The sequence below is a fragment of the Cognatishimia sp. SS12 genome, from assembly GCF_028369055.1.
Lineage (GTDB): Bacteria > Pseudomonadota > Alphaproteobacteria > Rhodobacterales > Rhodobacteraceae > Cognatishimia.
Genome location: NZ_JAQNCZ010000002.1, coordinates 436,335 through 448,810 on the forward strand (window position 1 = coordinate 436,335; position 12,476 = coordinate 448,810).

Annotated in this window: 13 protein-coding genes; 9 read left to right on the forward strand and 4 right to left on the reverse strand. The window is 58.3% G+C overall.

What is annotated here, in order from left to right:
• Nucleotides 1–110: 110 nt before the first annotated feature.
• The 6 genes from N6L24_RS06775 (at nt 111) to N6L24_RS06800 (ending at nt 6,247) form a co-directional block, all read left to right on the forward strand.
• Nucleotides 111–545: a universal stress protein gene (locus tag N6L24_RS06775; RefSeq protein ID WP_271843903.1), complete on the forward strand. Its 435-nt coding sequence runs from the start codon at nt 111–113 to the stop codon at nt 543–545.
• Nucleotides 546–566: 21 nt separating this feature from the next.
• Nucleotides 567–2,123, forward strand: coding sequence for an alanine/glycine:cation symporter family protein (locus N6L24_RS06780; protein WP_271843904.1), 1,557 nt, complete (start codon nt 567–569; stop codon nt 2,121–2,123).
• A 113-nt stretch (nt 2,124–2,236) separates the two neighbouring features.
• Nucleotides 2,237–4,129, forward strand: coding sequence for a DNA mismatch repair endonuclease MutL (gene mutL, locus N6L24_RS06785; RefSeq protein WP_271843905.1), 1,893 nt, complete (start codon nt 2,237–2,239; stop codon nt 4,127–4,129).
• The gene (locus tag N6L24_RS06790; RefSeq protein ID WP_271843906.1) at nt 4,129–5,427 is read left to right on the forward strand and encodes a DNA recombination protein RmuC; all 1,299 of its coding nucleotides are present in this window, start codon (nt 4,129–4,131) and stop codon (nt 5,425–5,427) included. The genes mutL and N6L24_RS06790 overlap by 1 nt, the downstream gene beginning before the upstream one ends.
• 44 nt (nt 5,428–5,471) lie before the next feature.
• Complete coding sequence (locus N6L24_RS06795; protein ID WP_271843907.1) at nt 5,472–5,843, forward strand: hypothetical protein; 372 nt, start codon at nt 5,472–5,474, stop codon at nt 5,841–5,843.
• Nucleotides 5,844–5,920: 77 nt separating this feature from the next.
• Nucleotides 5,921–6,247, forward strand: coding sequence for a DUF3775 domain-containing protein (locus tag N6L24_RS06800; protein ID WP_271843908.1), 327 nt, complete (start codon nt 5,921–5,923; stop codon nt 6,245–6,247).
• A gap of 82 nt (nt 6,248–6,329) precedes the next feature.
• Here the strand turns inward: N6L24_RS06800 and N6L24_RS06805 are convergent, their stop codons facing one another.
• Genes N6L24_RS06805 through N6L24_RS06820 form a run of 4 tightly spaced genes read right to left on the reverse strand, consistent with a single transcriptional unit; the run spans nt 6,330 to nt 10,245 of the window.
• Nucleotides 6,330–7,256, reverse strand: coding sequence for an electron transfer flavoprotein subunit alpha/FixB family protein (locus N6L24_RS06805; protein WP_271843909.1), 927 nt, complete (start codon nt 7,254–7,256; stop codon nt 6,330–6,332).
• On the reverse strand, nt 7,256–8,014 hold the full coding sequence (locus N6L24_RS06810) for an electron transfer flavoprotein subunit beta/FixA family protein (RefSeq protein WP_271843910.1): 759 nt from the start codon (nt 8,012–8,014) through the stop codon (nt 7,256–7,258). Before N6L24_RS06810 ends, N6L24_RS06805 begins: the two co-directional genes overlap by 1 nt.
• A gap of 32 nt (nt 8,015–8,046) precedes the next feature.
• Complete coding sequence (gene proC / locus N6L24_RS06815) at nt 8,047–8,868, reverse strand: pyrroline-5-carboxylate reductase (RefSeq protein WP_271843911.1); 822 nt, start codon at nt 8,866–8,868, stop codon at nt 8,047–8,049.
• Nucleotides 8,869–8,877: 9 nt separating this feature from the next.
• Nucleotides 8,878–10,245, reverse strand: coding sequence for an NAD(P)/FAD-dependent oxidoreductase (locus N6L24_RS06820; RefSeq protein ID WP_271843912.1), 1,368 nt, complete (start codon nt 10,243–10,245; stop codon nt 8,878–8,880).
• 292 nt (nt 10,246–10,537) lie between these two features.
• Between N6L24_RS06820 and N6L24_RS06825 the strand changes: the two genes are divergently transcribed.
• The 3 genes from N6L24_RS06825 to N6L24_RS06835 all read left to right on the forward strand — a co-directional run bounded on the left by N6L24_RS06825 (nt 10,538) and on the right by N6L24_RS06835 (nt 12,472).
• Nucleotides 10,538–11,212: a GntR family transcriptional regulator gene (locus N6L24_RS06825; RefSeq protein WP_271843913.1), complete on the forward strand. Its 675-nt coding sequence runs from the start codon at nt 10,538–10,540 to the stop codon at nt 11,210–11,212.
• 235 nt (nt 11,213–11,447) lie between these two features.
• The gene (locus tag N6L24_RS06830) at nt 11,448–11,708 is read left to right on the forward strand and encodes a hypothetical protein (RefSeq protein ID WP_271843914.1); all 261 of its coding nucleotides are present in this window, start codon (nt 11,448–11,450) and stop codon (nt 11,706–11,708) included.
• Between the two features lie 107 nt (nt 11,709–11,815).
• Nucleotides 11,816–12,472 carry a GntR family transcriptional regulator gene (locus N6L24_RS06835; protein WP_271843915.1) on the forward strand — a complete coding sequence of 219 codons (657 nt, stop codon included), beginning with the start codon at nt 11,816–11,818 and terminating at the stop codon, nt 12,470–12,472.
• The last annotated feature ends 4 nt before the right edge of the window (nt 12,473–12,476 follow it).

The window sequence follows — 12,476 nt, forward strand, 5'->3', positions numbered from 1 at the left end:
TATTTCTCAAAAATACGCCAACTTCAAGAACTATTGCCTCTCTTGACAATGTAGGTTGTTGTCGCGTCAGTTTGACGCGCAACAATAAAAAAGATCGGGAGTGACACATAATGTCCGAAAAATACGTCGTCGGTTTTGACGGCAGCCAAGCCGCCGAGCGCGCGCTTGCATTCGCTGTGGACCATGCCAAAGCAACCGGGGGATCTGTCGTGATTGCCCATGTTCTGGAATGGTCGCCATATTCCTTCCTGACACCAACTGAGCTTGAAGAACGCCACAAGCGCCGCTCAGAAGAACTGGATCGCGCTGAAAAAGCGCTGATGAAGCCAGTGGTGGATGGGCTTGCCGGGAGCGGCGTGACCATCGAAACCTCTATCAAGTACGGCCATATTGCAGAGCAGTTGGGCAAAATTGCCGAAGATGCCGGCGCCAGCCAGATCGTCATCGGACGCAACGGCCACAGCGGCATTGGCAGCCGCCTGTTTGGTTCGGTTGCCGGGTCGCTCGCGCAGACCTCGCCGGTCGCTTGCACCATCGTGCCATAATAATTGACAGGGACAGACAACATGAAATCCGTGTTCTCGCGTGCAGCCGTAGCTGCAGCCGCGCTATCCATGGCAAGCTTGCCAGCATATGCGCAATCCATCGACGAAAAAGTAAATGAAGTTTTCGCAAACTCCACCGGCTGGTTCGTCAGCCTGATCTTTAGCCCATTCCCCGGGACATCTTTCCCTTGGATCGTGGCGTGGCTGGTGATCGCAGCAACTGTTTTCACACTCTACTTTGCTTTCATTCAGCTGCGCGGCTTTCGCCACGCGATCTCGCTGGTGAAAGGGGATTATTCTGACCCGAATGACGCGGGTGAGGTTAGCCACTTCCAAGCGCTTGCAACCGCGCTGTCCGGGACCGTGGGTCTTGGCAACATTGCTGGTGTGGCCGTTGCGGTTGGCATCGGTGGCCCGGGCGCAACCTTCTGGATGATCCTGGCGGGTCTGATGGGCATGGCGTCCAAGTTCACCGAATGTACGCTCGGTGTGAAATATCGCAATGAATACCCAGATGGCACCGTCTCCGGTGGCCCAATGTACTATATCACCAAAGGTTTCGCAGAGCGCGGCATCCCAGGTGGCAAGCCATTGGCCATTCTGTTCGCGATCTTCTGTATCCTCGGCGCATTCGGTGGCGGCAACATGTTCCAAGCGAACCAGGCGCACGCACAAATCACCAACGTTGTCGGTGACTACCCAGGTGTGATCACCGGCGTGATCTTTGCAGCCGTTGTGTTTGCTGTGATCGTTGGCGGCCTGAAATCCATCGCAAAAGTGACCGAAAAAGTCGTGCCTTTCATGGGCGTGATGTATGTGGCCACGGCGCTGGTGATCCTGCTGATCAACTTTGACCAAATTGGCTGGGCCTTTGGTCAGATCTTTGAGGGCGCCTTTACGGGTCTGGGTGTTGCTGGCGGTATGGTCGGCGCGCTGATCCAGGGTTTCAAACGCGCGGCCTTCTCGAACGAAGCGGGCGTTGGGTCTGCGGCGATTGCACACTCTGCGGTCCGCACCAAAGAGCCAATTACCGAGGGCTATGTGTCCCTGCTTGAGCCGTTCATTGATACCGTTGTGATCTGTACCATGACGGCTTTGGTGATCATCATCACCGGCCAGCTGATGATTGATCCAGCAACCGGCAACTACATGCTGAACGAAGCGGGCACAGCAATTGCAACCGTTGACGGCAACGGCGGCGTGGCGCTGACCTCTGCGGCCTTCTCGTCGGCCTTTGGTGGCTTCCAGTACATCCTGGCGTTGGCCGTGATCCTGTTCGCGTTCTCCACCATGATCTCTTGGTCCTACTACGGTCTGAAAGCCTGGACCTTCCTGTTCGGTGAAAGCAACGGCTCCCAGCTGTTCTTCAAGGTTCTGTTCTGCATCTTCGTGATCATCGGGGCCTCTGCATCGCTTGGCCCAGTCATCGACTTCTCCGATGCGGCGATCTTTGCGATGGCGGTTGTGAACATCATTGGTCTCTACTTCCTGATGCCAATCGTGAAGCGTGAACTGGAGGGCTACCTTGGTCGCCTGAAGTCCGGTGAAATCAAGAAATTCACCACACCAGCTGAATAAGTTTCACTGAAAATCACTATGGAAAAGGCCGGGGCAACCCGGCCTTTTTTCTTGTTTTGTTCTCTTCTGAATGCGGTGGCAGAATCGGCGGTGGATGTGCTAGATTTGGCGGTATGCTAAGTGTTGACCCCAAAATAAGCGAAAATCAGCCCGTAATCCGCCAGTTGGACGACGGGGCGATCAACCGCATTGCAGCGGGGGAGGTTGTCGAGCGTCCAGCCAGCGCCGTCAAGGAGCTGGTCGAAAACGCCATTGACGCTGGCGCACGCCGCATTGAAGTGGCGATTGCCGATGGCGGCAAGACGCTTATTCGGGTGACGGATGATGGCTGCGGCATCTCGCCAGCGCAATTGCCTCTTGCCCTGTCGCGGCATGCAACCTCGAAAATCGACGGCAGCGATCTGCTGGATATTCACACCTTCGGCTTTCGCGGCGAGGCCTTGCCCTCGCTTGGTGCGGTTGGGCGTCTGTCGATCACCTCGCGGGTTAAGGGCGACGGCGCGGCCACGATTTCGGTGGCGGGTGGCAAAATGTCAGAAGTCAAACCAGCCGCTCTTAGCGCGGGCACAATTGTAGAGCTGCGCGATCTGTTTTACGCGACGCCAGCGCGGCTGAAATTCATGCGCTCTGATCGCGCCGAAAGTCAGGCCATCAGCGACGTTATCAAACGTCTCGCCATGGCCGAGCCTTTCATCGGTTTCACCCTGCGCGACGTGACCGGGGGCGGCGATGGGCGGATCACCTTTCGCGCCGATGCGGAAACGGGCGATCTGTTTGACGCGCTGCACGGGCGTCTGGCGCGCATCTTGGGCAGCGAATTCGCCGAGAACGCGCTGCGCATTAATGCTGACCGCGACGGACTGCGCCTGATTGGTTATGCCGCCTTGCCGACCTATTCGCGCGGCTCTGCCGTAGCGCAGTATCTGTTCGTCAATGGCCGCCCGGTCAAAGACAAACTGTTGGTGGGTGCCCTGCGCGGGGCCTATTTTGATTTCCTGTCGCGGGATCGGCACCCGGCGGCGGCGCTTTTCATCGACTGCGATCCGCAGCTCGTGGACGTGAACGTGCACCCGGCCAAATCCGAAGTGCGGTTCCGCGATCCGGGGCTGGCGCGCGGGCTGATCGTTTCGGCGCTGCGCCATGCCTTGGCTGAGGCGGGGCATCGCGCCTCAACCACCGTGGCGGGGGCAACGCTGGGGGCGATGCGGCCAGAACAGCGCGGCGCAGCACCGATCTATCAGATGGACCGCCCGTCACTGGGCGCAAGAAGTGCAGCGTTTCACTCTCAGGCACCGGACCCGACCGGGACTTTCAATGCGCGCTTTCCAGACGCCCCGGTGGAAATGCCCGGCTTTGCCGAGGCCGGGGCCGGCCTGTCAGGCCGCGTTGATCCGATCACTGACGACGCGCAAGAACAGGCCGAGGACTTTCCGCTGGGCGCAGCGCGCGGGCAGGTGCATGAGAATTACATTATCGCCCAGACCGCAACCGGCATGGTGATTGTGGATCAGCACGCCGCGCATGAACGCTTGGTCTATGAGCGGCTCAAAAAGCAGATGGCCGAAAACGGCGTCGCCGCCCAGGCGCTGCTGATCCCCGAAATTATCGAACTTTCCGAAGGCGACGCTGCACGCCTGTTGGCGGTGGCGGATGATCTGGCCAAATTTGGCCTCGGGGTCGAAGCATTTGGCGGCGGAGCCGTGGCCGTGCGCGAAACCCCGGCCATTTTAGGCGAGGTGAACGCCCGCGCGCTGGTGCTTGATATCCTGGATGAGATCGATGATCAGGGCGAAAGCATGCTGGTGCAGGCCAAAATCGAAGCCATCCTAAGCCGCGTGGCCTGCCATGGCTCGATCCGTTCGGGGCGCCGCATGCGCGCCGACGAAATGAACGCGCTTTTGCGCGAGATGGAAGCCACGCCGCATTCTGGCCAATGCAACCATGGCCGCCCCACATATGTTGAACTCAAATTGGCCGATATTGAACGGCTGTTCGGACGGAGCTGATGGATTTTTCTGATCCGCAAATTCAGATGTATGTGCTGATCGGCGCGGGCATTCTGGTCGCCGCCATCTTGCTGATGCTGCGCGCTGTGTTGCAGCAATCATCACTCTCTGCGCACCAGATGGACGCGCTCGGACAACGTGTTGGGCAGCTGTCTTCGGGACAGGACCAACTGGGCGGCAGCCTTAGCAATGTGGCCCAGAACCAGACCATTGCGCAGACTCAGTTGACCAATCTGATGGAACAGCGCCTGGGCGAAGTGCAATTGAACCTGCATGAAAACCTGTCCGCCGTGCAACGGCGTACCGGCGAAAACCTTGCGAAGATGCAGCAGCAGATGACCGACAATCTGGCCGCGCAGCAGCTGAAACTGCAGGAAAATCTGGCCGATATGCAGCTGCGGACTAACCGTTCGCTGGCGGATTTGCAGGAAAAGCTGAACCACAGCTTGTCCGGCAACGCCAAGCAAACGGCAACCTCTTTGACCGCCTTGCAGGAGCGTCTGGCCACCATCGACAAGGCGCAGGAAAACATCACCAAGCTGTCCGGCGATGTGCTGAGTTTGCAGGACATTCTGTCAAACAAACAGACGCGCGGGGCCTTCGGCGAAATCCAGCTACATGATATCGTCAGCAAAGCTTTGCCGCGCGACAGCTATGCCATCCAGCATTCTCTCTCCAACGGGCGCCGCGCCGACTGTCTCGTGCATTTGCCCAACCCGCCCGGCCCGATTGTGATCGATAGCAAATTCCCGCTAGAGGCCTATGAAAAAATGCTCGCCTCGCAGACTGAGGCCGAGTTGAAAGCCGGCATTCAGATGTTCCGCACCTCGGTACGCAAACACATCAAGGATATTTCAGAACGCTATATCCTTGAGGGCGAGACCGCCGACGGCGCGCTGATGTTCCTGCCGTCAGAAGCGATCTATGCCGAATTGCACGCCAAGTTTCCGGATCTGGTGCAAGAAAGCTTTACCGCCCGCGTCTGGATCGTGTCGCCCACCACCTGCATGGCGACGCTCAATACCATGCGCGCCATTCTAAAGGATGCGCGCATGCGCGAGCAGGCGGGGGAAATCCGCAAGGCGCTGAAAAACCTACACCGGGATGTCGAAATCGTTGGCGAGCGTGCGGGCAAGCTTGAAACGCACCTGCGGCAGGCGGGCGAGGATGTCAGTGGTATTCTCACCGCGGCATCCCGGGCCGGCAAACGCGCGCATCGGCTGGACAATTTCGATTTCGAAGAGATCGCGCCCGACCCCGAAAATGTGGTTCCACTGGCAAAGCAGCCCGGCGAATAAAAATGTGCTAAACTGCGCAACATAATCGTAGAGGGAGAGGAACGATGCGAGGTGTTGCACTTTGGTTTGTAGGTTTGGGCACGGTGTTTCTGTTGCTCGGCATGGTCTGGGGTATCCAGATGTCAGCGACGCAAAATCATATACTGTCACCGGCCCATGCGCATTTGAACTTGGTCGGTTTTGTTTTGATGAGCGTGTTTGGTCTGTTCTATCACACGGTGCCGGCAGCCGCGGATAAGGCGCTCGCGAAACTGCATTTTGCGCTGTCCGCCGGGGCGGTCATCATCATGATCCCGGGCATCGTGATGGCGATCAACCAAACCGGGGAAACCCTGGCCAAACTTGGTTCGGTCTTGGCTGTGCTGTCGGGTCTGGCGTTTCTCGCTGTGATCGTCACATCTCGCTCAAGAGTGTAAAGTCACCGGTAATTGAGCAGGATCAAAGCGGGGATGTGCTAAACTCCGACATGTTGGCGCTGTGAAAGGAGCCGAACATGTTGGAAATCACCCCCCGCCAAGTGGCGCAGGTTGTTCTGATGGGGCGAGAATTGGATCGCGCCGAAGGGGAGCTGCGCGGGTTTTTCGAACGCCTGAATGAAGATGCACTGACAAGCCTTGTCGCAATTATGTGGATCGGGCGCGAAAGCTTTGAGCCCGAGGATCTCGCCGAAGCGCTGGAGACCGCGCGCGCCGAACAGACGACGCCATCGGTGGATTATCTGCTTGGGACGCCGCATCTTTCAGATCATCTTGAAAACGGTATGGACGCGCTTGGAATATCGCTCACAGATGCCGAGGATGATTTGATGAGTGGTCACTGACCCACATCTGGCCCTAAGTGCCGGGCGGCACACGTGGGAAAAGAACTGGCGCGGTGACGCGCCAGTCAAGTTTCACGAGGTTTTAGAGCTTTTCGGTGAGTTCCGGCACGGCTTCAAAGAGGTCGGCGACGAGGCCGTAGTCGGCGACCTGAAAGATCGGCGCGTCTTCGTCCTTGTTGATCGCAACGATGATCTTGCTGTCTTTCATCCCGGCCAGGTGCTGGATCGCGCCGGAAATGCCGATGGCGATGTACAGCTCCGGCGCGACGACCTTGCCGGTCTGCCCGACTTGCAGATCATTGGCCGCATAGCCTGAATCCACCGCCGCGCGCGAGGCCCCCACCGCTGCGCCGAGTGTATCGGCCAGCTTTTCGATCAGCGCAAAATCCTCTTCAGATCCGACGCCGCGCCCGCCAGAGACAACGATGCCTGCTGAAGTCAGCTCGGGCCGGTCGCTTTCTGCGACCTTGTCTTCCACCCATTCGGACAGGCCGGGGTTTTCGGCGGCAGGGATGCTCTCAACAGGGGCTGCGCCCCCCTCGCCCGCGGCCTCAAATCCGGCGGTGCGGAAGGTGATGACCTTTTTGGCGTCCGAGGTTTGCACGGTCTGAATCGCGTTGCCGGCATAGATCGGGCGCTCAAACGTATCGGCGCTGACAACCGCCGTCACATCCGAGAGCACCATCACATCCAAAAGCGCCGCAACGCGCGGCAGGATGTTTTTCGCATCCGTCGTCGCCGGGGCCACGATATGCTCATAATCGGCCGCCAGGGACGCAATCAGCGCCGCCGTCGGCTCCGCCAGACGATGGCCCAGGGCGGCATCTTCGGCCACCAGAACCTTGGTCACGCCGTCGATCTTGGCGGCAGCGTCGCCCGCGGCCGCCGCAGAGGCACCCGCCGCCAGAACAGTGACATCGCCCAGGGCCTGCGCCGCAGTCACAGCCTTTGCAGTGGCATCCAGCGCCAGCGCGCCATCGGTGACTTCAGCCAAAAGAAGTACAGCCATTACACCGCCCCCGCGTCTTTGAGTTTCTCAACCAGCTCATCCACTGAGCCGACTTTGATCCCGGCAGAGCGCTCTGCCGGTTCTGCCGTTTTCACCACGCTGAGGCGCGGGGTCACATCCACGCCCAGATCGGCAGCGGTCTTTTCCTCCAGCGGCTTTCTCTTGGCCTTCATGATATTGGGCAGCGAGGCGTAGCGCGGCTCGTTCAGGCGCAAATCAGCGGTGATGATCGCGGGCAGTTTGACCGAAATGGTCTGCAGGCCGCCGTCAACTTCGCGGGTCACTTTGGCGGTCTCACCGGCGATTTCAACGCCGGAAGCAAAGGTCGCCTGCGACCAGCCCAGCAGCGCCGACAGCATCTGGCCGGTGGCGTTCATGTCGTTGTCGATCGCCTGTTTGCCGGCAATCACCAGACCGGGCTGTTCTTCTTCCACCAGCTTGGCCAGGATCTTGGCCACGGCCAGCGGCTCGATATCCTGATGCACGTCATCGGCCGCCACCACCAGAATGGCGCGGTCTGCGCCCATCGCCAGCGCCGTGCGCAGGGTTTCCTGCGCCTGCTTCACGCCGATGGACACCGCGATCACCTCCTCGGCCTGACCGGCCTCTTTCAGACGGATCGCCTCTTCCACCGCGATCTCGTCAAACGGGTTCATCGACATTTTAACATTGGCGAGATCAACTCCGCTGCCGTCCGCTTTCACGCGAACCTTCACGTTGTAGTCAATCACGCGCTTGACAGGTACCATGACCTTCATTGCGTTTCTTCCTTTGGAGTTTTGTGTCTCTGCTATGCGAGTTCGATGGAGCGATCGTGCGCAGCCTTGAGCGTTGCGGCGGCCAGATTTTGCAGCGCTTCATCTTGCGCCATCGCCATCAGGCCCGCATGGGTCGTGCCATTGGGGCTGGTGACGGTTTCGCGCAGATGGGTGGGGTCGGCCGTTTGTTCGAGCAACCGGCCCGCGGCAACAACCGTGCCAATGGCCAAATCGCGGGCGACATCTGCCGGAAGCCCCATGGACTTGGCTGCCTCTGTCATCGCCTCACACAGCGCAAAATAATAGGCAGGGCCGCTGCCCGACAGCGCCGTGACCGTGTGCAACTGCTCTTCGTTTTCAAGCCAGGAGAACACACCGAAGGAGGCAAAAAGCGCTTCGATGAGCGCTTTCTGATCGGCTGTGACCGCTGGGTTGGCAAAGCCCGCGCTGGCCGAGTGGCCCACCATCGCGCCGATATTGGGCATAATGCGCACTGCCGCATCGGTGTTCTGAGCAGCACCCGCGATTGTGTCGGTGGCAATGCCGGCAGCGACCGAGGCGAGGACCGTTTGCCCGGTGATATGGGGCGCGACCGAGCGGATCGCGTCGGCGACCATTTGCGGCTTGGTGGCGAGCACAAGCGCGTCCGCCACAATGCCTTTCGGGATCGCGCCGGCGTCCTTGTAATAAGAATAGGTCTTGCCCGGTACAGGGGCCTCGACCAGCTCATCCAGAACAGGTTGGTTGTGCGGGTCCACCACGATCAGGTTGACCGGCATTTTCAGTGCGGTCAGCCAACCGCGCAGCATCGCGCCGCCCATGCGGCCCGCGCCAATAAGCAGGATGGTTTTCATCACGATCCCCTACAGAATGCCACGGTTGCCCGCGCGGAGCTTGGCCATAAACGCATCGTCATCATACCGCTGCATCGAAAACTTCCGCGCATAGCTTGGCAGTTCCGCGCCTGCGACCCATGCGGCCGTCAACTCGCCAGAGCCGGTCGCCGCCATGGTGCCATAGCCCGACAGCGCCGCGTTCATAAAGACCCCTTCCGGGCCCATCTGACCAATCAGCGGCCAGTTTTCTTCGGTCATCGCGTAATAACCACCATAGTGGTGCATGGTGCGGGGCAGGTTGTCATAATAGGCCTTGAGCGACGGGTTCAGCCGCGCAGCACCGCGCAGGACGATCTCGGGGAAATTGTCCATCAGTTCGGGTGTCCAGCTGGCGCGTGACGGTTCATGGTTGAACGCCCAGCCGAGTTTCAGCCAAGTGCCGCCGTCGCCGCCATCTGGGCGGCAATGGATGCAGCCCGGCATGTCTTCGGCCAGCCATCGAAATTCTGGTTCCTCAAGCAGCATCTCGCGTTCTTCGTCGGTCCAGTCGATCTTTTGACCGTCAAGATCAATGGAGAATGGCATATCGCGCGGGATCGCATTTTCGCGGTCGTCAAAGGCAATTTTTTGCTGGAAGGTGCAGCGAATTGGCAAGGACACGCCCAGCATTTCGCCGATTTCTTTGGCAAACGGACCGGCGGCATTCACGATTTTGTCGGCGTGGACAACCTTGGTGTCCCCGCCGCTCAGCGCGACCTGATATCCATCGTTTTGGTCAATGCCCTCGACAGTGCCGATGATGCGCACGGCCCCAACCTCTTTGAGGTATTCGAGCATGTACATGCCGAGCTGCTGGCCGCTGATGTCACCGCCGCGACGGATGTGGATGATGGTCTGCACGTCCTGCGCGTAAGAAGGGAAGGTGGCGCGGATGAGATCTTGGTTTTGCAGAATATCGACGCCGTCCGGCACCCCTTCCCAATCGGGTTTGATTGGGCGCTGGTAGGTCGGGGCTGCGGCGTCGCTATGGTATCTCAGCAGGCTGCTCGCGCTGTCCCCCAGACCATCGTGCAATTGTGATACCAGTTCATCAATATTGGTGTTGCGCGTGACCAGAGCATAACCACGGCGGTTCATATTGATGCGATTGCCGCTGTCGCGCGCAACCTCTTCCAGCAGGTCGATCGAGCGGTTGGTGAAATCGACCATTTCGGGATGTGGCCACCAATTGCGGTAATTCTCGCCGGATTGCGCCGAGGTGAATTCCATTGGCTGGCTGCGATCGATCAGGGCAATATTGGTGATGCCGTGGTTTTTTGCCAAGTAATAAGCGGTCGAGATCCCGATGATCCCAGTGCCTATGATCGCAACGTCGAATTTTGAGTGTGGTGACATGTCTCGAGTACCGGTTTGTGGTTTGGCGATTCTTTATGGGTGGCGGCACGTGCACGAAGCAGGACCGACGCACCCGGGGGCGAGGTTGGGCATAGTTTCCAGGTCATGAGTCGCAGCTTGGTCGGCCGAGGCTTTGCCAAAGTGCGTGCTGTCCAACGTTTTGAAAGTGTTGTTCATTTCTTACCTGAGTTGGTTGTCAAAGAGCATTGGTTCCATGCTTGGGTCCTCTTTGCGTATCCCTTATTGACAAAATGGTATCCGATTTGCAAGAAGGGAACCCAATGGAGATCGCATGACAGAAGAAATGCAGAGCGTCGCACAAAGCGCCGCGGCGCCAATCTACCGGGCGCTGAAGGCGTCTATCTTGGCGTCGGACTTGCCGGCAGGTCGCGCTTTGCGTCAAAGCGAGATCGCAAAACAATTTGGGGTCAGCAAAGTGCCCGTGCGCGAAGCGCTGCAAAAGCTTGAGGCGGAAGGTTTTGTGCTGCTCTTGCCAAACAAGGGGGCTTTTGTCCGTGAAGTGCCCGCCGAAGAGGTTCTGGACCTCTTGGACATCCGGGCCGCGCTTGAAAGCCAGGCGGTGGAAAACGCCGTACCTCAAATGATTGAAACTGATCTGCAGGCCTTGCAAGCCAACCTAAAGGCCTATTCCGAAGCGCCGGATATTCCGGCATGGAGTCAGTTGAATCTTGAATTTCACCGCATGCTTTGCGAGCCCTGCGGCAATACCCAGCTGATGCTGATGCTGGAAGATATCCAGCTGAGAATTGGCCCATTTTTGCGGCTGACCGTGACCGAAGCCAGCGGCATGGAACGACCGCGGCGTGATCACGACCTGATCGTTCAGGCCTGCCTGAGCGGGAACGCCAAAGAGGCAGCCGCCCTAGTGCGCAGGCATATCCAAGAGACAAAAAAGGAAGTCGCCGCGTTTATGCGCAGGCAACCGTCCCGATCAACTAACATCTGAAACACAAAGATGACTCATGCAGCCGCAACGCGTTTAGCAAGAGTGACCGAACAAAACTCGCACGGATGACTCGCGCGGCTCTTTTTGTCGCTGCGGGTGATGGCGTATATTCGATTTTGCAGGAAAGGTGGCGTGGATGTAGATCGCGCCTATAGCCGAAGTATCGATTTACCAATTCTTTAAAGATAGGCTCATTATCCAAGGTGTTAGAAAGACACCTGACGGTCGGCTGACCTTGACAGAGCAGAAGCTATTTTTCTGTTCGTTGATCCTGAGCGCGGCGCGCGAAGGCAGCTTTGACGCCGTTCAATCCTCTTCGTTCAGGAACGTAGAATACTTGTCTTCTTTCGAAAAACGTCAGCTGAAGGCGTTCGTCTATATGGATCTGAAGTTCTCTGACGTTACCCCGAAGCGCACGCTTTTGGACGTACCTCTTGAAGATGGCGGGTCAGAAAATGCAAAGATCACTCCGATCTTCGAACCATCGATGATCTGAGCCGTCGATCTGGATCAACTCGCCGAAGCGTTCACGGCGCAAGCGCGACTGAGCATTCGTATGGCTCAGCGCTTTTGCAAAGAGAAAACCTCGGTTATAGCTCTGCTATGACCGAGGCACCCAGTAGCAAAAACTCCAGCCAACCGATCTATGAGCAGCTCAAGCGCGATATCGCGAACGGCTTGCTTGCGCCCGGCACAGCGCTGCGCCAGCACGAGATCGGCCAGCGCTTCGGCGTCAGCAAAGTGCCAGTGCGCGAAGCGCTGCTGAAGCTGGAGGCCGAGCGCTACGTCGAATTCCGCAAAAACAAAGGGGCCACCGTCCGAGAGGTGTCGGACGATGAAATCCTCGACCTCATCGACATTCGCGTCGCGCTGGAATGCCTCGCGCTAGAGTTGGCCGTGCCCAACATGATCCATGCCGACCTGCAGCGGGCGGAGGACATTCTGCGCTCATATACCCATCAAACAGAGGCAAAGGCCTGGAGCGCGCACAATATTGCCTTTCACCAATGTATCTATGAGCCGTGCCACAATGATCACCTGCTGCGCATGATCTCAGAAATCAGATCGCGCTTGGGGGTCTATTCCAACACCATCGTTTCTGAGGCCTCCGGCATTGATCGCCCGCATCAGGAACATTTGGCCATTCTGGCTGCGTGCAAAGAAGGCGACGCGCAAAAAGCCAAAGACTTGATGCGCGATCACATCCTGACGACCAAGAAGGTCGCGACAGCCTATCTCAGACGAAGACCGGCGCACTGAAGGA